A 21474-nucleotide genomic window follows, 5' to 3' on the forward strand; every position below is an offset into this window, starting at 1 on the left:
ATGGATCAATAAACAGCACAATATAAATAGAAAAGACCCATTCTAGATTTGAATGGGTCTTTGAAAACTTTTGGATGCGCTAACGTATGAAAATGTTCGTTGAGTACAACTATTTTAGAATGGATTAATAACCAGAATCGACTTCTTCGCCATCTTCATCATATTCTGTGACATAACCATCATCATCTATTGTATAAGAACCTGCTAATTCTCCGTCTTTATCTGTGAATGAGAATCCCCATCCATCTTTGGTCTCTTCTGGCTCTTTGTATGTGTATGTGTCAGTATCTAAACTGTGGCCTTCGTAAGACTCTACCTTATCTATAACATTATCACGTGTAACCTCATCATCAGAGTTTGAAGAATCATCACTGTCATCAGATTCACTATCCTTTTTATCTTCATAATCAGTAATTGCATCATCATCGAAAGTTAAAGACACGTTGATTTCGTCTTCGTCATTCGCAGGGCTTGAAACATTTTTAACATTTGATTTGAATTGCTTACCCTCAACCTCAGTTGTAGCATAAACTTCCACTTTTTCATCTGGAGAATATGGACCAAAAGTTTGACTTTCGTATTCATCAAAGTTTTGTTGTTCTTCACCATTGATATATAATTTTAGAGTTTCAGAATCTGCACTTATGGAATCTATACTAACGGTAAAACGCTTTTGTTTAAATTGTAAGTCAGCTTCGTCACTATTTGACATATCTATATGAATGGCACCATCAAACTTTTTATTATTCACTTGTTGTGAGGCTTTTAAATCGTAAATTCCAATTGGAAAATCGCCAAGTGTTTTTGTTTTATTTTGACTTAATTTGGCTTTCTTAGTCTCACCATTAAGTTTATAGGATAATGTACTATCTTGTTCAGGGACTACAGTTACCGATGTTTTGTTGACATTAAATTCATAATTCTTAAATAGCCCCCATTTTTTACCAATTTGAGAAATAGTGATTAATTCAGTATCTCCGACAGTGATAGACGTTGCAGATGTTTTATTATCTTTCATCTCTTTTGTATCATGTTTGATTTCATCAGCAACACGCTCTGGACTGTCAGTTTCGTTAATATAATCATAGACAGCTTTAGTTTCATCTTTAGAGAGGGCTTTACCATCGGATGTTAAATTTTTAGTTAAATTATTTATTTTATGATTTTTAATATCGCTTGAAATAGCATTAGCTTGTTTAGTTGGTGAGAACTGCGCTTCAATGATTTTAAATGCCGTAAATAATGCAAGTACTAAGACTATAATTACTATGATGGAAATGTAAAATGGTAACTTTGATTTTTTATGATTATCTTTAGAGTTGGTAGTACGATGTTGCCCAACAGGTGTTCCGCATTGTGTACAAACTTTTTGGCCAGCTTTGATTGATTTGCCACAATTATGACAGTATTTCATTGACTTCTCCTCCTAGTAAGTTGAATTAAATAATGATTCGAATGAACTTATGTAATTTGAAACAGTACCTTCTATAAAAATGCGAGTAATGATGCCTAATATAAGAATATAAATTAATATTGCATATACTATCGGCATACGAAGTTGTTGCATGTGGCTATGTATTGTTAATAAATAAATAGGTGAAATTAAACTGAATAAAAATGAAATAATAATTAACATCATGCCAAAACTTGGAACTTTAATTATTAAGAATAAAAGACCTAACATCAAAAAAATTAAAGAAAATGTATTTACTAATAAAAAATCAGATAGTACTTTATGCACGCTCAATTTTATATTTACTAATTTAAATAGAATTAATGAAATTCCGAATAAAACTGCCATGGCAATCAATGCATAAAAGGAAATGTTAAATACAACGCTAGATTTACTAGTTGTAAGGAGTGCAACTTCTTCAGGCACAAGAATTGAAAGTAAGAGTGCAAGTATTATAAAACCAATAATAATTAAGCTGAAAATAGTTTTAAATGAAAATTGATGTCTACTGTTTAATGATTGCTCTGGATGAGTGAAAGCTTGTTTGAAGAATTGTTTGGTTTCTGAAAAAATCTCGGTTGAATGTTTAGAGAAATGAGTCTTTTGATGAAAGGTATGTTTGGATTGTTCTGTAGAGTGGTGTGAGTTGCTTTGTTCTGCAGTGGTTTGAGAAATTGACGAACTCGTATTTGTAGGGCGTTGATCAATATTTTGATGTGCTTCTATTTTCTTTCCGCATTCCCCACAAAATAAATCGTTGAATTCTATAGTATTACCACAATGTGTACAGTGCATAATAAATCCCCCTTTAAATATATTTACTAAAATAGAATATCATAATTATATTTATCTTACACTATTTTTTGAAAATAAATAATAATTATATAATTAAAAGATGTATAGTATTTTATAATGAGTTGTAAAGATAATAATTATTTGTTGTTAATGGTAGTAATTTATACAAAAAACAAAAAATAACGTATAACGCCTTATTTATGCAAAGTAATGTTATGTACTTTTATGGTTAATGTAAACTTATAAATGAAAAAGGTTTACATTAATGATATAATCTTTATACATTAGATAAGGGGGAATAATAATGAATATAGCGAGTCGTATTTTAGAAGGTGAGTCCTTAACGAAAGAAGAAGCCTTGGCCTTATATACAAATGAAACGATAGATACTTTGGATTTGGTTCATGAAGCATATCAACTACGTAAACATTATTATGGACATAAAGTTAAATTAAATATGATTTTGAATGCTAAAAGTGGTATTTGTCCTGAAGATTGCGGTTATTGTGGACAATCGCGCGATATGAAAGTTAAAACACGTTATGGCCTCGTTTCTCAAGAGAAGATTACAGAGGGGGCTAGTGTTGCGCATGAAAATAATATTGGTACGTACTGCATAGTCATGAGCGGTAGAGGTCCGAGTAATAAGGAAGTAGATTACATAGCTGACACGGTAAAAGATATCAAACAAATGCATCCACAACTTAAAATCTGTGCCTGTCTAGGAATTGCAAATGATGATCAAGCTGAAAAACTAAAAAATGCTGGTGTAGATAGATATAATCATAATTTAAATACAAGTGAAAATTATCATAGCACTGTAGTATCTACACATACATATGAACAACGTGTGGAAACTGTAGAAATGATGAAGAAGCATCAAATTTCACCATGTTCGGGCGTGATATGTGGTATGGGAGAAACGAGCCAAGATCGTATAGATATGGCATTCGCTTTAAAGGAAATAGATGCGGATAGTATTCCCATTAATTTTTTACATCCTATTAAAGGAACTAAATTTGGAGATATGGATGAATTAACTCCAATGAAATGTTTACGTATTTTAGCGTTATTTAGAATAATTAATCCTACAAAAGAAATTAGAATTGCAGGAGGTCGTGAGGTGAATTTGAAAGCATTACAACCAACTTCATTAATGATTGCGAATTCAATTTTTGTGGGAGATTATTTAATTACAGGCGGGCAGCCAAATAAAATGGATTTTGATATGATTTCAGATATGGGCTTTGAAATAGATTACGGAAATTTGGTCCCAGAAATATGAAGAACGACATGATTGACTGTTGTTATAGATGAGGTCGTTAATAGTACATAAATAAAACTATGCGCTTTAAAGTGCGTAGTTTTATTTATTTTGAATAATGGTAAAATATTTAAAAACGCATAAATTTATATGGAATTACTGATATAATATAGTTAACTTAAAGAACGTCTTTATAAATAATATATAGGTGTACATTATAAGATTTTTAAGGAATATACTGAAATAATACATAATTAGGAGTCAACGTAGAATGAAATTTATCAAAGTTTTTTTAATACTCATCTTATCTGCAGTTATACTCAGTGGTTGTGATGACAATGGACATGATGTGTCACTTACAGATTTTAAAAAATGGGAAAAAGATATTGAAAATGTTACGCATAGTGTAGAACAACTTGTGTCTAGTAGTACGCCAGACATAAAGAATACGAAAGAAGATCAAGATTTAATTGGTTCAGAGACAAATAATGAAAACTATGCATATATAAACAATAATAAAACTGAGCTAAACACTAAAGATCAAAAAAAATTAACAGAAAAAGGCAATCATAAATTTTGGGTAGAATATCCTGATTTAGATGGTCAAGGGAGAGCGGGGCAAGTGACCGCATTAGTTACGAGTGATGCGGTACATAGTCATTCATCGAAAGTGATACAACGTCCATCTTTTGCTTATGGTGTACATGTTGCTGGGGAATATGAAGATGGTATCTATGATCCAATGAAACAAACTTGGAAGGGTGAACATTCAAACAATAAAATATTACAATTAGATGGTTATCGTGGATATATATATAATAAGTCACACTCATTGGCTTGGTCGTTAGGTGGAGATATGGAAACGCATAATTTAACACTAGGCACACGCGCGCAAAATGTTGGTACAAATAGAGATAGTGAGGGCGGTGGCATGGGTTATTCAGAAACACAGATTAGAAATGCGATATATGAGCAGCCACAAACTAAAGTGTACTACCAAATCACCCCAGTGTATAAAGGAAAGGAATTAATTCCTAGGGGTTCTCATGTAAGAGCATATTCTATCAATGATAATGGCCAGACGATTAATTTGAATGTTTGGGTATCGAATACACAAAAAGGCGTTAATATTAACTACGATAATGGGACATATACGAAAAATTAAATGATAATAAAAAGCTACATTTCATTAACCATAGAAATGTAGCTTTTTGTATAGTTGAAATTATGACACTGTAAAATAAAGCGCTCAATTAGATTGTAGGTTATATAATTGATTCCAAATAACAAATAACTTGCAATTTTGATAAAAAAGTTATTGACTAAAGGTAAGGATAGGAATAGAATACTTTTATTCCGATTAGAATAATAAGAATAGAGGGGCGAATTATGAAAAAAATATTATACAGTATAATAACATTAATATTAGTTTTGGCACTTGCTGCATGTGGAAACGATAACTCTAATAAAAAAGATAGCGATAGTAAGCATAAAACAGCGAGCGAAGACAAAACATTTATAGTAGGTACAGAAGGCACATATGCACCATTCTCATATCATGACAAAAAAGATAAATTAACTGGTTATGATGTAGAGGTTATGAAAGCTGTAGCAAAAGAAATGGGATATAAAGTGAAGTTCAAAGAAACACAATGGGACTCAATGTTTGCCGGATTAGATTCTGGACGTTTTAATGTCATTGCAAACCAAGTTGGTATTAATAAAGAGCGCAAAGAGAAGTATAAATTCTCAGAGCCATATACGTACTCAGAAGCTGTATTAGTTGTAAACAAAAATAATAAAGATATTAAGTCATTCGATGATGTTAAAGGTAAAAAATTAGCACAAACGTTTACATCAAATTATGGAAAACTGGCTAAATCTAAAGGCGCAGAAATTACAAAAGTTGATGGATTTAACCAAGCAATGGATTTATTGCAATCCAATAGAGTAGAGGGTACATTTAACGATAATATTTCATATTTAGATTATAAAAAGCAAAAACCAAACGCTAAAGTTAAAGTTATCGAAGGAAATGCTGAAAAGAGTCAATCAGCGTTAACATTCAGTAAAAAAGAAGATGACAAAACAATCGAAAAAGTAAACAAAGCAATGAAAAAATTAAAAGATAATGGTGAATTAGAAAAAATAAGTAAGAAATGGTTTGGCGAAGATGTTTCTAAATCTTAATGATGAACAACAACATGCAATAGATGCAGCAGGTCAAGCGTTCATACCGATGCTTGAAGGGTTAGTAAAATATTCTATACCAATTACGTTAGTGACATTTGTATTTGGTTTGATTATTGCATTACTTACAGCCTTAATGCGTATCTCAACAAGCCGAGTTTTAAGAGGAATAGCACGTTTTTATATTTCAGTCATTAGAGGTACACCAATGATTGTTCAATTATTCATTATCTTTTACGGTATTCCAGAACTCGGTAGGTTGATCACAAACGATTCCGAAAACCAATGGACTTTAGCACCTGTGATTGCAGCAATTATAGGTTTATCTTTAAATGTAGGCGCATATGCCTCAGAAATTATACGTGGTGGTATCATGTCTATTCCTAAAGGGCAAACAGAAGCGGCCTTTTCTATAGGTATGAATTATCGACAAACCATTCAACGTATCATTTTACCTCAAGCGATTAGAGTATCTGTGCCAGCGCTGGGTAATACGTTTTTAAGTTTAATTAAAGATACTTCGCTATTAGGATTTATATTAGTTGGTGAAATGTTTAGGAAATCACAAGAAGTTGCTTCGACGACTTATGAGTATTTAACGATATATATCCTAGTTGCTTTAATGTATTGGGTTGTATGTTTTATCATTTCAATCGTCCAGAACTTTTACGAATCTTATCTTGAAAGAGGGTATCGTTCATGATTGAATTAAAAAATATTAAAAAGTCATTTGATGATAAATCAGTTATTAAAGGCATAGATTTAAGTGTCAATAAAGGTGAAGTTGTCACATTTATAGGGCGTTCAGGTTCTGGTAAAACAACTTTATTACGCATGATAAATGCATTAGAATTACCAACTGAAGGTATGGTTTATGTAAATGGTGAATCTTATAATAATAAAGATAAAAAATCACAAATTAAAGTCCGTAAACAATCAGGGATGGTCTTTCAAAGTTATAACTTATTTCCTCATAAGACAGCATTAGAAAATGTAATGGAGGGATTAATAACAGTTAAAAAGACGAAAAAGGCTGAAGCAGAACAACAAGCACTCGTCCTACTTGAAAAAGTTGGTTTAACTGCCGTGAAAGATCAACGTCCGAATGCTTTATCTGGTGGACAACAACAGCGTGTGGCTATTGCACGAGCATTGGCGATGAAGCCGAAAGTAATGCTTTTTGATGAGCCAACTTCTGCGTTAGATCCAGAACTAGTAAATGATGTGTTACGTGTAATCAAAGACTTGGCAAATGATGGTATGACAATGATTATCGTGACTCATGAAATGCGTTTTGCTAAAGAGGTGTCCAACAAAATTGTATTCATTCATGATGGTATTATTGCGGAAGAAGGTCCACCAGAACAATTATTTAATCATCCTAAGACAACAGAACTACAAAGGTTCTTGAATATGATTCGTGAAGTCTAAATTTGAAGCGAATACTGTTGTTAATAATCAATAAAACGACATAAAGTACAAATATCCCTATATTATGGATTTCGAATCCATGATTAGGGATATTTTTGTATATTGTGGTAAAGTAATTTTAAGATTTATTTCAGTATTAGAAAATATAATAAAAAATTATTTACTCAAAAGGAGTTAAAGTAAGATATGTATTTTACTAAAAGTGAGTGGCTCAAAAATGAATTTTCAAAAACAATTGATATCCAAAACTTAGATTTACAGAAAATTGTAAGTTTAAATGACAAATTAACTCAAAAAGAAATTTGTGATATCTATATACCACTGGTGGAATATTTAAGTGAAAAAGTAAAAAAAGAGAAGGCCTTTTTAACTTATGTTCAAGACAATATTTTAAATAACAAAAAAGAAATTCCATTTATTTTAGGCATTTCTGGTGGCGTATCAGTAGGTAAAAGTACATTGTCGAGATTATTTTTAGAACTATTACGTTTATACAATCCTAATTGGAAAATTGATTTAATTACGACTGATGGTTATATTTATCCTAAACAAAAGCTATTTGAAAAAGGAATAATGACTAAAAAAGGATTTCCAGAAAGTTATGAAACAGAAAAACTGATTAAAGACTTGAAAAAAATTAAATATGGTCATGACAATGTGCCTACCTATACATATTCACATTTGACATATGATAGGTTGAAAGACAATTATTATTACGTCAATCGACCAGACATACTAATTATAGAAGGCGTAAATATATTTCAAACGAATAATTATTCAGAGGAATTAGTGAGTGATTATTTAGATTATAAAATATATTTAGATAGTGAAATACCACAAATGAAAAAATGGTATATAGAAAGGTTCTTTAAATTACAACAAGAGGCATTTCAAAATCCAGAATCCCATTTCTATCAGTATAAAGATTTAAATAAACAAGAAACAGAGAATCTAGCTATTGAATTATGGGAAAATATAAATGAAGTTAATATTAATAAAAATATTCTTCCTACTAAAAAAAGGGCAGATTTAGTACTGCACAAAGATGCTAATCATGAAATTGATAATATAAATTTCCAAAGATTTTAGCATGTATAGAAGATAAATTAAAAGACATATCAAATATGAAAAAAGCATTCTATAATTGAAAATAGAATGCTTTTTTGATGCGCAACTTTTCGTATTTCAATACGCAATAGATTACACATCTACTATCTGTAGAAAGCGTTTACAATATAAGTGTAAGGAGGTTGCTAATGTGTTAAGCAAGAGACAACATCAGATATTAACGTTCTTACTTGAGCGAAAGGCCTTTGTTCAAATTCATAGTTTAGCAATGCAATTCAATGTATCGGAACGAACGATTCAATATGATTTAGAGTACATTGAAAGTATGGAACAACAATTAGATTTAAATATTCAACGCAATAAATATAAAGGTATTAAAATCAGTGCAATTAACGAGCAATTGGAAGCAATAGAACCACGATTTACGGCCAGTACATTACATTATTCCAAAGATGAGCGCTTATTATATATTACTTTGAAATTATTCGAATCTATTGAACCAACGTCATCTCAAGAGTTGGCGACGATAGTGTCAGTGACAAGACGTACAATTGTTGAAGATTTAAAACGTGTGCAGTTATGGCTCGAGCAACAAGGATTAAAACTTGCATATAAGAAAAACAAAGGCTTTGTAATTCAGGGTGAAGAAAGTGCCTTTCGTAAAGCTTATGCGATACGTGTGCATGACTATTTTCAAACACATACTCATCAGATTGGGCATCAACTTTTTTCAAATAAAGAATTAGAACAAATTCGTTTATCAGTAACATCAATTTTGTTAGCGGCAAATTATCAACTGGTGCAAAGTGCAATTGATGGTTTAATTTATCATATTTTAATTGCAATTCATCGTGCCAATGAAAAATTTGTATTTGAAATTCCAAACAAAGAATATGAAAAACTTAAGAATACTGAACAATTTCAAATTGCATTACAAATTCAACGAAAATTAGAAGATATTTTTCAAATTCATTTTCCGCAGAGTGAAGCAGCATTTATTACATTGCATTTATTAGGAGCTAAAACAGCAGAAATAGGTGAATTAAACCATGAAATTGATGATTTAGAAATTCTGACAGAACAATTAATCGAACGCATGAGTGGAGAACTAGGTTTAGATTTAATGTCAGACCGTAAATTATTAAATGGCTTAATCGTACATCTTAGACCTGCAATTCACAGAATGTTATTTGACATGACGCATCAGAATCCCTTGAATGAAGAGATTCATGATCAGTATCGACATATAGTAGAAGGTATTCAAAGGCATATGTGGGGAATTGAAGAAAACTTTCAAATTAAATTTACAGATGACGAAATATCATATATCACCTTACATTTTGCATCAGCGATTGAGCGTATTTCAGCTATAACCACAAATGCGATAAAAGTTATCTTACTTTGTGGGTCAGGCATAGGAACATCTCAATTATTGAAAAGTCGAATAGATCATATTTATCCAGAATTAGAAATTGTAGATGCTTATTCTATATATGAAATTGATGAAACATTACTGAGACACGAAGGTATAGATTATATTATTTCAACAGTTCCTTTTGAAGAAAAGACAGTACCAGTCATTCGAGTGACGCCATTTTTAAATAAAGATGATAGAAAGCAGCTCAATGAAGTCATCAATCACGCTAGAGAAAAATATGTCAATGAAGTAAGAGGTTTAGGTCCTACCTTACAAGAAGTATTGCCACAATCAAGAGTTCTAACACATCAACACCCATTGCCAAGAAACGATGCAATTAAGCAAAGTGTATCGCTGCTAGTCAAAGAAGGGGTGGTAAATGAAGCCTATGCTGATGAAATCATTGAACAACTAGATGCTTTTGGGCCATATATGGTCATTAGTAAACACATTGCATTGATTCATGCTAAACATAATCATGTTAATAAAGCAGTTGGATTTAGCTTGATTCACTTTGAAAAAGGCGTGAATTTTAATCATCAACAATATGATCCAGTGCATATTATTATCACGTTAGCAACGGAGCAACCACAAATTCATTTAAATGCACTAAGACAATTTAGTGAATTGGTAATGGATGATAAAGCGAGACAAACATTATTTTCAGGACACTTGCCAGATATAATGTCATGTATTTATAAAGTAAGTCAACATTAAGGAGGGGTTATAGGTGAGTTTGGAAATTTTGTCATCGGACAAGGTTCAGATACAAGATCAAGTTTCTAGTTGGGACGAGGCTATTACAATTGCAGCAACGCCTTTATTAGATCAAGGTTATTTTGAGCAAGGTTACATCGATGCGATGATTAAAAGTGTCGAAAAATTAGGCCCTTATATTGTTATAGCTCCTGAGATAGCTATTGCGCACGCAAGGCCCAATGATGATGTACATCAAGTTGGATTAAGTTTATTGAAGCTTAATCAGCATGTGGATTTTTCTGAAGATGGCCATTATGCCTCTCTAATATTTGTATTGAGTGCTGTGGATAATGAAGGTCATCTTGAAATATTGAGAAGCTTAGCAACAACGCTAGGGAACCAAGATATTGTAGAAAAATTATTAGCTTCTAAAGAAAAAAATGAAATTATAAAGATATTTAAAGGAGAATGATTAATATGAAAATTTTAGTTGTATGTGGTCACGGTTTAGGAAGTAGCTTTATGGTAGAAATGAATGCACAAGAAGCACTGAAGCAATTAAATGCACCATCAGATATCAAAGTTGAACATAGTGATGTTATGAGTGCAAGTCCAGAAATGGCAGATTTATTTATATGTGGCAGAGATTTAGAAGAGAACACTAAAAATTTGGGCGATGTCATTGTGTTAGATAACATTTTAGATAAAGATGAGTTACAAAACAAATTAAATGAAAAATTAAGTGAATTGAATATTTTATAAATTGTAAGTAAGGGGGTAGCGTTATGAAACCTATACTAGATTTTATTGTAGATGTGTTAAGTCAACCAGCGATATTAGTTGCCTTAATTGCATTGATAGGATTAATTGTACAGAAAAAATCAGCAGCTGATATTACATCAGGCACGATTAAAACAATTCTTGGGTTTTTAGTACTGAGCGCAGGTGCCAATGTCGTCACACAATCATTAGAGCCATTTGGAAAAATATTCCAACATGCCTTTGGTGTACAAGGTGTTGTTCCTAATAATGAAGCGATTATATCTATCGCTTTAGAACAGTATGGCACAACAGCGGCTTTAATTATGGTGTTTGGAATGATAGTAAATATAATTATTGCGCGTATCACAAATTTAAAGTATATATTTTTAACGGGTCATCATACTTTTTATATGGCTGCTTTCTTAGCCATACTATTGTCAGTAGGACATATCACTGGTACGCTGACAGTGATTATTGGATCTGTTATTTTAGGTTTGATTATGGCAATATTGCCAGCCTTAGCGCAGCCAACAATGCATAAGATAACTGGAAATAACCAAGTAGCTTTAGGGCATTTTGGTACAGTGAGTTATTGGGCTGCTGGTCAAGTTGGAAAATTATTCAAAGGGAAGTCTAAATCTACTGAAGAAATTAACTTTCCTAAAGGGTTAAGTTTTCTTAGAGAAAGTACAATTAGTATATCATTGACAATGATTTTATTATATTTCGTTGCATCGTTATGTGCTGGTCCTCATTATGTACATACAGCAATTAGTGATGGTCAAAACTTTATAGTCTTTTCATTAATTCAAGGTGTTACTTTTGCAGCAGGCGTATTTATTATTTTAACTGGTGTTCGTCTGATATTAGCAGAAATTGTACCTGCATTTAAAGGGATTTCTGAAAAACTTGTACCTAATACAAAGCCAGCTTTAGATTGTCCAATTGTTTTTCCCTATGCACAAAATGCAGTGTTAATAGGTTTCTTTGTCAGCTTTATCGTTGGTGTATTGGGAATGTTTTTACTCTTCTTATTTGGCGGAGTAGTTATCTTACCTGGTGTGGTAGCGCACTTCTTCTTAGGTGCAACTTCCGGTGTGTTTGGAAATGCGCGTGGTGGTATTAAAGGTGCTATTGCAGGATCAGCGTTAAATGGTTTACTTATTACATTTTTACCTCTAGTATTTTTACCATTCTTAGGAGATCTTGGTGGTGCGGCAACGACTTTCTCTGATACTGATTTCTTAGTAGTAGGTGTTGTAGTAGGCAATGTTGCTAAATACCTTGGACTCATTGGTATTATTGTGTTAATTGTTATTATTGCGGCATTAGCAATGTGGTTACAAAAACGTACAAACCAAAAAGGGATAAAAGAGCAATAGGTTAAAGCAATATGAATTGTAATCTATTGGATTTAAAAAGAGGCATAGCAAGCATATTATATATATGCTTGCTATGCCTCTTTTTCGCTACTATAAGTTGTTGTACTTTGAATTATAAACATATCGCTGATAACAAGATTTAGAATTTATTGTCAGCTGCCATGATAGGAGTAATCCAACTATATAGATATTTAATAGCATTGCTTATCATTTAATGTAGCATTTCTTTGTAAACTTTGTGACTTTGATAGACACAAGTTAATAAAGGTGCATTAATTTTATAATATTTAGCTAACTGAAGTAAGTATCCTTGTAAATGATCTGCTTCAATGTTAAATCCTTTTTCCATATCTCGTTGCATAGATGTTTTAAAATGATAAGACAATTGTTGAAGTGATTTCATATATTGATCTACGATATTATGTGAAAGTGGAGCACCATGCGCACGCATGATCGATGCTGCCTCATTATATAAGGATTCAATAAAATCACCGCCACCTTCACTATCACGGATTGGACCGATTGGTGCATGCATCAATGTGGTTACACTTGAGAGTACAGTGATCATTAAATATTTATGCCACATACCTTGTTTGATATTAGGATTTAAGACGAATTCTGCTTTAGTATTAGAGAAAGCATGTGCAATATGTTTTGAACGCTTACTATCATTACCATCAATTTCACCAAAATATAATTTGTCAAAAGGGCTTGTATGAATGATTTCACCTGCTGTGTCTAAAGTGGTTTCAATGACACAGTAACCCCCTAAAATTTTATCTTTACCAAAAGCTGATTGAAGTTTTGGTATATGCGCAACACCGTTGAGTACTGGAATGATAGATGTCGTACTATTTACGAAGGGCTTTAAATCTTCAATTGCATGATCTAAATGATAAGATTTGGATGATAAAATGACTACATCGAAAGGTTCAACGCGATCCTCTTTAGTGATTAATTGTGGTTTAAAACTATAATCCCCTTTTTCACTGTGTATGGTTAAGCCGTATTTATCTAAAAATGATTTACGCTTTGGACGTACAAGAAATGTAACGTTTTGTCCACTCTCAGCCAAACGTCCACCATAATAGCCACCAATACCGCCGGCTCCCAAGACTAGTATACGCATATAAACAACTCCTTATTTATGTATTAAATATTTAATAATATACATATACCACTTATTCAACTTAGATACGCATTTTATATAAAACGTATCTGCTAGTATTTTAATTTGTGAAGCTAGTGTTTCACATGGAACAATATTTAATAGGATTCATAAATAATAGCGTTTAAATTATTTGGAATATTCTCAAAACTTATTGACTAATTATGAGTACAATGCTAGGATTAAAACAATTCAATTACATAGGATTTACTCTTATCAAGAGTGGTGGAGGGATTGTGCCCGATGAAACCCAGCAACCGTCGTTCAACGAAATGGTGCTAATTCACAGAAAGTCGTGTTACTTTCGGAGATGAGAGAAGGTGTAAGCTTTCTCTAAACATTATGAGAAAGCTTATTTTTTTAGACTATTAAAAATAAAGGAGTACTAAAATATGAAAAAAATAATCAGTTCAGTTGCATTATTAATTTTTGTATTATTGCTTACAGCATGCGGTAATACAAGTGGTAAAACTAATGACAAAAAAATTACAATAGCAGCATCACCAGCGCCACATGGTGAGGTGCTTGAACATGCTAAAGAAGAAATGAAGAAAAAAGGTTATGATTTGAAAATAAAAACAGTTAATGACTATAAAGTACCGAATAAATTATTAGATAAAGGGGACGTTGATGCAAACTTTTTCCAGCATGTACCATATTTAAAAGCTGAAAAAGCAGATCATAATTATAATATTGAAGAAGTAGGAAAAGTGTTTACAACGCCCATGGGTGTGTATAGTAAGAAATATAAAGATATTAAAGATATACCAAATGGATCAAAAATTTATGTATCCAATAATCCAGCAGAAGAAGGACGTTTCTTATCATTCTTTGTAAATAAAGGATTAATCAAAATTAAAAAAGGTGTAAATATTGAAGATGCTAAATTTGAAGATATTGTAGAAAACAAGAAAAACTTAAAATTTAATAATCAACAGGGTGCTGAATTTTTACCTAAAACATATAATAGTAAAGAAGGCGCGGCAGTCATAATGAACTCTAACTATGCTATTGATAATGGATTAACGCCACATAAAGATGCGATAGCAGTGGAAGGAAAATCATCCCCATTTGCTAATATCGTAGCTGTACAAAAAGGACATAAAGATGACAAGAAATATCAAACGTTAATAAAAGTACTCCAATCTAAAGATATGAAGTCATTTATTGAGCGAAAATATGGACAAGATGTCATTCCTTATCAAAAATAATATGTATAATCCAAATTGCTATCTTGATATGGTTAAGTTCAATAAATGTATATAACTTAAAATGGATGAAGTAGGGAAGGGATAAAATGTCTAAATTAGGTATTGTAGGTCTTGGAAGAGTCGGAAGTCAGATATTAACTGATATTCAAAATTTGAATTTATTTGCCGAAATCATATTGATAGATACAAATAAAGAAGTAGCGAGTGGTGAAGCTTTAGATCATTCTCATATACAAGGTTTGTCAAATTCTACAAATATAGATATTCGTGTAGGGGATTATCAAGAATTGGCAGATGCCTCTTTTATTATTATAGCGTCAAGTGCACCGACAGACCCGAACGAGGGGGATCGTGTGTTACTGGCACAAGATAATCGTCAAATGATTGAAGGGGTTATGGCACAAATCCAACAAGTTACACAGGAAGCGATTGTAATCTTAATATCTAACCCAGTAGATACGATTACTTACATAGCAAATCGATTTGACTATCCGGCACATAAATTAATAGGAACGGGCACTTCTCTAGAAACATCAAGATTTAAAACATTAATCGCAAAGCACTATAAAATAGATCCTAAAAATGTTGAAGCCTTTGTCATAGGAGAGCATGGACAACATGCTGTGCCGGTGTGGAGTAAGGTACGTATTCATGGAATGGCCCTAGATGAATTTGAAGCATTAACTGATGTTCCAGAGATTGATAAAGCAAATATTACTGCGAAAATAGATCAAGTTTCCATGGATGTTTTTTATCAAAAGGGTTGGACGAATGCTGCAATTTCTAAAGTGACAGTAAATATTATACAGGCCATTGCACTTAATCAACGATCAATTATCCCGTTAACAACTATTAATTATGAATTTGGTTTAACAGATAGTGCATTTAGCTTACCTACGCTAATTGATAAAGAAGGTGTCATTCAACGATTTGAAATAAAATTAAATCAAAGTGAATGGATTCAACTCAAAGCAGCACATCAATACATTAAGCAAACAATTAAGCAAGTATCAAAAACAGATAAGTGATCATACTATTTATATAATCACATTGTTGTTTGAACAATATAAGCTATAGCTGGTTTCATAATTAATATATGGAATCAGCTTTTTACGTTAAAAATGGAAACGCTTTAATAAAATGTTATAATATATTACGGAGACGATAGAAATTCATATGCGATATATTAAATAAAATAAAGAACGGAGGTACAAAACGATGCCATTATTTTTAAAACCTGTGTTTCAAGAACGTATCTGGGGCGGCACAGCGCTCAAATCATTTAATTACGATCTACCAAATAATCATATAGGAGAGTGTTGGGCGATATCGGCACACCCCAACGGTCCAAATAAGATTGAAAATGGCAAACATAAGGATAAAACATTAGAAGAAGTTTGGAATGAAGATAAAAGTTTATTTGGTGAAACCAGTGAAGCAAAATTCCCATTGCTTACTAAAATCTTAGATGCCAATGATAAGTTATCTGTCCAAGTCCATCCAAATGATACATATGCACAAATTAATGAAGGAGAGTATGGTAAAACAGAGTGTTGGTATATATTAGATGCTAAAGAAGGGGCAGAAATTATTTATGGTGTGAATGCAAAGGATGAAGTTGAATTAGCACAAATGATAGATAATGCACAATTTGAGGAATTATTTCACACGGTGAAAGTGAAGCCTGGAGACTTTTTTTATGTACCAACGGGAACTGTTCATGCGATTGGTGAGGGGATTTTAATATTAGAAACCCAACAGTCCTCAGATACCACATATAGAATTTATGATTATAATCGTACAGATAAAGACGGTAATACAAGAGACTTACATTTAGAACAAAGTAAAGCAGTCATTAATCTTAATGCGCAAGCACCTAACACAACCCCTAAACACGAAATGATTCAAGGTCAATCATATACACAGTTTGTCTCGAATACATTTTTTACAGTTGAACGTTGGATTATTTCAGGTAGTTTAACATATACAAAACCTTATCATTATTGTCTCATCTCCGTTGTGGAGGGTCAGGGTGTTGTTACTATTGAAGATGAAGTATACCAATTAGAAAAGGGGATACATTTTATACTAACGACTGAGGACCAGGATATAGCATTTAATGGTGACATGACAATGATTGTTAGTCATGTATAAACGGTGCATTACAACTAAATAATGATGTACTTTCAGTAGAGGAAGCATATCAGCATTATATTGAGAAAAAATAATGGAGTTGGTAGCAAATGTTGAAAATTTGTGTTGATATTGGTGGTACAAAAACCATCGTAGGTCTTATTAATGAAGATTTGAAAATTATAGACAGTCAAAAATTTGAAACAAATAAAGTTGATCCTACAGCGCAGTTTAATGAAATTTTGAAAATTGCGAAACAGTATGTGACTGATTTTAAAAGTATAGATGATACAGTATTAAATATTGCTATGCCTGGTCCATGTGATTACACGAAAGGTTTATTTTTAAATCCTCCTAATTTACAATCTTACAATGGTTTTAATGCTGGCGCATATATCACAACACACAGTGATTTTAAACCTCAATTTGTTAATGATACAGATGCTGCAATTCTAGCAGAGTATCAATGCGTCAAAGATGAAGTGGAAGATTTTATATATTTAACGATTAGTACTGGCGTAGGCATGGCATATGTTCGACAAGGGCAAATTGTATCGGGTGTGGATGGCAATTTTGGAGAGATAGGTCACACTGTCATTAAAAGTAACAGTGATTATAAATGTCCTGTTTGTCAGCAATATGGTTGTGTGGAAAATGAAATTTCTGGATCAGCGATTAGTAGAAAAGCAAGTGAAATATTAAATAGAGCAGTCAGTACAAGAGAAGCGATACAAATGTATATAGATGGTGATAATAAAGCAGTCAAAGATATGCTAGAAGAAGTAATTAAATTAACGCAACAACTTTGTATCAATTTATTTAGTGTGTTTAACATTTATCACATAGTTCTTGGTGGAGGTGTCACACAAAGTCCACTTCCGTATAAAGAAAGCATTAAATCATATGTAACAGCCCATCACTTAATTCGTAATAGCTCTGTCAATGTCGAAGTGAGTCACTTAGAGGCTAATGTACTTACAGGTTTATATTATGTAGATAAATAAGCATAAGGAACTTCACAATTATAACGCCTCCCTCTGTTCGTTCTAATTAAGATTGAGGAAAGTATCGTGAATTGTGAAGCTTTTTTTGAATGCAGCTGCTTTTCTAAATAAGTATAAGCTGAGCATATGAATCATTGGAATGTTTTAAGTTCTATATAGATTAATTGGAAAAGGTGAGCCTTCGGTTTGTGTGCGCGTTTTATAGGGGATGTCTAAAAACGCTGCTACTACGCATCTTTGGAATGTTGGGAGCATTTATTGTATGCTCCAATGGTAAGGGTCTTTAAGTGTATCCCAATTCTGCTCAACTTCAGTTGAATTTAATAAACAATCATCAAGCTCCCTTGTTATTTTTTCTTCATCTAAATCGGTTCCGATAATGACAAACTGAGTATGTCTATCTCCATATTGAATGTCCCAAGTTTCCCTTACATCGTCTCGTTCTTTTAGAATCAAACGTTGTTTAGAAGCTTCCATAGCTGCCACCCAGTATGTTACGGGCTTTAAGTCAATTGCTGATCCCGCTTGTGAAAGTAGGCAAGCAACTTGATTGTATTGAGCTAGCCAGACAATACCTTTAGTACGGATAATATTTTGATCAAGATGTTCCAACCACTGATTGAAGCGGGCGGCATGAAAGGGTAATATCCTACTATAAACCATTGAAGAAATACCGTATTCTTCAGTTTCTGGTGCGTGGTGCGCGTGACCGCCACTTGTCAGTTCTCGTAGCCAACCTGCCGAGTTAGCGGCTGCTTCATAATCAAAGCGTTTAGTATTTAACACATCTTTTATATCTACTTGACCAAAAGTCGTACTAATGAACTTTGCTTCAGGCTGGAGTTTCCGCAACACAGTTATAAGTTTTTCTAATTCCTTTGAGCTAACTAAATCTGTTTTGTTTAATATTAAGACATTACAAAATTCAATTTGATCAATTAATAAATCGGCAATTGTCCGTTCATCCTCAGCACTCACACCTTGTTGTCTATCTATAAGTAAATCCTCTGAACGAATATCATTTATAAAGCGGTTGGCATCAACGACTGTAACCATGGTATCTAAGCGACATAATTTTGATAAGTCGATACCCATATCTTCGTCCATATACGAAAATGTCTGCGCAACTGGGACAGGTTCTGAAATGCCTGTTGACTCGATGATGATTTGATCTATTCCTCCCTTTTTACATAGGTATTCAACTTCTTTAAGTAAATCTTCGCGTAGTGTACAACAAATACAACCATTAGATAATTCAATTAATTTCTCATCTGTACGAGAAATACCTCCACCATCGGCAATTAAATCTTTATCGATATTAATTTCACTCATATCGTTAACAATAACAGCGATTTTTAAATTTTGACGATTATTTAGGATATTATTCATTATTGTTGTTTTACCTGACCCTAGATAACCACTTAATACGGTAACGGGTATGTTATTCATTGAAAATCCTCCTTATTTGAATATTCTTCGTCATATTGACTAATATAAACTTTAAACGTATACTTATGAAATGTAAATAGGAATCATTCCTATTTATTGAGGGATTTATGCTTATATGATTCAGTTAGTAATTTCCTTGGGAATATTTTATAAAGATTTTCAACATATTATAAGGGGTTAACATATTAATAAAACGTAAAGGTGTAATCATTGCTATGGTCTATTAGGTATCGACAGTGCAGTTACTTTAAAAGTAAGGTGCTATATACAGTCTATTTATTGGTGAAGTAGAAAACAGCGGAAGCGTTTTTCAACAATGCGCTCAAATAAGGTAACTGATTACACTACCTTTGACCACAAACGATTTCGGTATGTCAGAGTAGAATTAGATAATATTAGAGGCTGTATTAGTGGATACTTAAAAAGAATATTGAAGTGGGAACATATTAAAAGTATTTAAAAGGATATATCAAAGAATTGAAAATATAAATAAATGATTATTTTAAATTATTATAAGGAGCGTTACACTATGATACTTTCAGATAAAAGTATTAAGTCATATATACAACAAGAAGCACTTGTCATTATGCCATATAATGCTTCTAACATAGAAGCTGCATCAATTGATTTAACTCTAGGGGATACATATTTAATAGCAAAAAAACCTAAAGGTAATAGACAAAGTATTTATGAACCATTTGAATATAAAGTATTAACAACAAAGGAAATGGAAATTCCACCGAATTCTTTTGTATTAGCTACGACTAACGAATATGTGAAAATATGCGATTGTTTATCAGGCTGGATTGAAGGTAGAAGTTCAATTGGACGTGCAGGTTTATTTATACAGAATGCGGGGTGGATAGATCCAGGTTTTGAGGGTAATATCACTTTGGAATTGTATAATGCAAATCATTTTTCATTAGTAGTATATGAGAACTTAAGCATTTGTCAAATGGTATTAGCTGAAACAACAACGAGATGTGAAGCATCATATAAAGGTAAATATCAAGGACAATCAACGACTACAGGCAGTATGAGTTATAAAGATTTAAACAATGGAAGCGTACGATAATATGGAAATTGTTATTATTGGTGGATTTTTAGGCGGGGGAAAAACCACAGTTTTGAACCATTTAATTCAAGAAGCTCTGAATAACGGCAAGAAACCAGCAGTACTTATGAATGAATTCGGTGAAAAAAGTGTAGATAGTTATTTGATTGATCGCAATATACAAGTTAATGAAATCGTAAATGGATGTATATGCTGCGAATTAAAAACAGATGTCACAAAACAATTACATGAAATTTATATGACTTTTAAACCTGATATTCTCTTTATAGAATGTAGTGGTATAGCGCATCCAAGTGAGGTATTAGACGCATGCTTAACGCCCGTACTTGCGCCATTCTCAAAGGTCATAAGTATCCTTGGCGTATTAGATGCCCATTTATATTATAACTTAGAGAAATTACCGAAAATGATACAAAAGTTAGTAGATGTCCAGTTACAACATTGTTCAAATATAGTTCTAAACAAAGTTGATTTATTAAACTCAGAGCAAATATTGGAAATATTGAATGTACTAATGCGTAAATATCCCCAAATTAAATGCTTTATAACAAAATATGGTGACATTAAGATAGAAAATATAACAATAGCTGAAGACGAAAAATGGATTGAAAAAAGTGATGATCAAATTTTTCATGGGAGTATAGGTCACTGTTTATATCAATTTTCATCGAATTGGCATAAAAATGATTTTATACATTGGATACAAAATTTACCATCATACGTGTATAGGGTTAAAGGATTTATAGATTTTGGTGAGAACAACCTAAAAAGTCAGATTCAGTATGCAAATAATCAGCTAAATATACAAACGACAGATTTAAATATGGATAATTATATTGTCATTATAGGCCATAATATGAATAACGACGAAATTATTAGGTCCATTAAGCAATCTAAAAAAGATATATAAACATAAGTCCCTATACTGTCACTATGCATAAATTAAACTTAATCAATAAAACAAACCAAATGC

At 32.2% G+C, this 21474-nt stretch carries 20 protein-coding genes and 1 riboswitch; of the genes, 16 read left to right on the forward strand and 4 right to left on the reverse strand.

Annotation, left to right across the window (positions count from 1 at the left end; genetic code table 11):
* Window positions 1–124 precede the first annotated feature (124 nt).
* Window positions 125–1414, reverse strand: coding sequence for a TcaA second domain-containing protein (locus tag QMO72_RS01450; protein ID WP_103268055.1), 1290 nt, complete (start codon window positions 1412–1414; stop codon window positions 125–127).
* A 12-nt stretch (window positions 1415–1426) separates the two neighbouring features.
* Window positions 1427–2248, reverse strand: coding sequence for a zinc ribbon domain-containing protein (locus tag QMO72_RS01455; RefSeq protein WP_107554118.1), 822 nt, complete (start codon window positions 2246–2248; stop codon window positions 1427–1429).
* A gap of 304 nt (window positions 2249–2552) precedes the next feature.
* On the opposite strand from QMO72_RS01455, the gene bioB reads away from it, so the two are divergent.
* The 10 genes from bioB (at window position 2553) to ulaA (ending at window position 12461) form a co-directional block, all read left to right on the forward strand.
* Entirely contained in the window at window positions 2553–3533 is a 981-nt protein-coding gene (gene bioB / locus QMO72_RS01460) for a biotin synthase BioB (RefSeq protein WP_103267080.1), read from the forward strand.
* Between the two features lie 250 nt (window positions 3534–3783).
* On the forward strand, window positions 3784–4677 hold the full coding sequence (locus QMO72_RS01465; RefSeq protein ID WP_103267079.1) for a DNA/RNA non-specific endonuclease: 894 nt from the start codon (window positions 3784–3786) through the stop codon (window positions 4675–4677).
* A 224-nt stretch (window positions 4678–4901) separates the two neighbouring features.
* Window positions 4902–5702 carry an amino acid ABC transporter substrate-binding protein gene (locus QMO72_RS01470; RefSeq protein ID WP_103267078.1) on the forward strand — a complete coding sequence of 267 codons (801 nt, stop codon included), beginning with the start codon at window positions 4902–4904 and terminating at the stop codon, window positions 5700–5702.
* Window positions 5686–6405: an amino acid ABC transporter permease gene (locus QMO72_RS01475; RefSeq protein ID WP_046837545.1), complete on the forward strand. Its 720-nt coding sequence runs from the start codon at window positions 5686–5688 to the stop codon at window positions 6403–6405. Before QMO72_RS01470 ends, QMO72_RS01475 begins: the two co-directional genes overlap by 17 nt.
* Window positions 6402–7133, forward strand: coding sequence for an amino acid ABC transporter ATP-binding protein (locus QMO72_RS01480; RefSeq protein WP_103267077.1), 732 nt, complete (start codon window positions 6402–6404; stop codon window positions 7131–7133). The genes QMO72_RS01475 and QMO72_RS01480 overlap by 4 nt, the downstream gene beginning before the upstream one ends.
* Before the next feature lie 186 nt (window positions 7134–7319).
* Entirely contained in the window at window positions 7320–8222 is a 903-nt protein-coding gene (gene coaA / locus QMO72_RS01485; protein ID WP_103267076.1) for a type I pantothenate kinase, read from the forward strand.
* A 169-nt stretch (window positions 8223–8391) separates the two neighbouring features.
* The gene (locus tag QMO72_RS01490) at window positions 8392–10335 is read left to right on the forward strand and encodes a BglG family transcription antiterminator (protein ID WP_103267075.1); all 1944 of its coding nucleotides are present in this window, start codon (window positions 8392–8394) and stop codon (window positions 10333–10335) included.
* 13 nt (window positions 10336–10348) lie between these two features.
* Window positions 10349–10789, forward strand: coding sequence for a PTS sugar transporter subunit IIA (locus QMO72_RS01495; RefSeq protein ID WP_103267074.1), 441 nt, complete (start codon window positions 10349–10351; stop codon window positions 10787–10789).
* 5 nt (window positions 10790–10794) lie between these two features.
* Window positions 10795–11079, forward strand: coding sequence for a PTS sugar transporter subunit IIB (locus QMO72_RS01500; protein WP_046836456.1), 285 nt, complete (start codon window positions 10795–10797; stop codon window positions 11077–11079).
* Window positions 11080–11102: 23 nt separating this feature from the next.
* A complete protein-coding gene (gene ulaA, locus QMO72_RS01505) occupies window positions 11103–12461 on the forward strand; it encodes a PTS ascorbate transporter subunit IIC (RefSeq protein WP_103267073.1) in 1359 nt (452 codons plus the stop codon).
* A 211-nt stretch (window positions 12462–12672) separates the two neighbouring features.
* Here ulaA and panE read toward each other — a convergent pair whose 3' ends face one another.
* A complete protein-coding gene (gene panE / locus QMO72_RS01510; RefSeq protein ID WP_103267072.1) occupies window positions 12673–13590 on the reverse strand; it encodes a 2-dehydropantoate 2-reductase in 918 nt (305 codons plus the stop codon).
* Between the two features lie 249 nt (window positions 13591–13839).
* A riboswitch (SAM riboswitch) is annotated at window positions 13840–13946 on the forward strand.
* A gap of 75 nt (window positions 13947–14021) precedes the next feature.
* Here panE and QMO72_RS01515 point away from each other — a divergent pair.
* The 4 genes from QMO72_RS01515 (at window position 14022) to QMO72_RS01530 (ending at window position 17977) form a co-directional block, all read left to right on the forward strand.
* The gene (locus QMO72_RS01515) at window positions 14022–14840 is read left to right on the forward strand and encodes a MetQ/NlpA family ABC transporter substrate-binding protein (RefSeq protein ID WP_103267071.1); all 819 of its coding nucleotides are present in this window, start codon (window positions 14022–14024) and stop codon (window positions 14838–14840) included.
* An 86-nt stretch (window positions 14841–14926) separates the two neighbouring features.
* Window positions 14927–15868: a lactate/malate family dehydrogenase gene (locus QMO72_RS01520; RefSeq protein ID WP_103267070.1), complete on the forward strand. Its 942-nt coding sequence runs from the start codon at window positions 14927–14929 to the stop codon at window positions 15866–15868.
* A gap of 190 nt (window positions 15869–16058) precedes the next feature.
* Complete coding sequence (manA, locus tag QMO72_RS01525) at window positions 16059–16994, forward strand: mannose-6-phosphate isomerase, class I (protein WP_103267069.1); 936 nt, start codon at window positions 16059–16061, stop codon at window positions 16992–16994.
* A gap of 89 nt (window positions 16995–17083) precedes the next feature.
* Complete coding sequence (locus QMO72_RS01530) at window positions 17084–17977, forward strand: ROK family protein (protein WP_103267068.1); 894 nt, start codon at window positions 17084–17086, stop codon at window positions 17975–17977.
* Between the two features lie 255 nt (window positions 17978–18232).
* Here the strand turns inward: QMO72_RS01530 and QMO72_RS01535 are convergent, their stop codons facing one another.
* Window positions 18233–19426: a GTP-binding protein gene (locus QMO72_RS01535; RefSeq protein WP_103267067.1), complete on the reverse strand. Its 1194-nt coding sequence runs from the start codon at window positions 19424–19426 to the stop codon at window positions 18233–18235.
* Between the two features lie 529 nt (window positions 19427–19955).
* On the opposite strand from QMO72_RS01535, the gene dcd reads away from it, so the two are divergent.
* Window positions 19956–20501, forward strand: a complete 546-nt coding sequence (gene dcd, locus QMO72_RS01540; RefSeq protein ID WP_103267066.1) for a dCTP deaminase — start codon at window positions 19956–19958, stop codon at window positions 20499–20501.
* Window position 20502: 1 nt separating this feature from the next.
* A complete protein-coding gene (locus QMO72_RS01545; RefSeq protein WP_286093226.1) occupies window positions 20503–21411 on the forward strand; it encodes a CobW family GTP-binding protein in 909 nt (302 codons plus the stop codon).
* The last annotated feature ends 63 nt before the right edge of the window (window positions 21412–21474 follow it).

The organism is Staphylococcus casei, assembly GCF_030294405.1.
Lineage (GTDB): Bacteria > Bacillota > Bacilli > Staphylococcales > Staphylococcaceae > Staphylococcus > Staphylococcus succinus.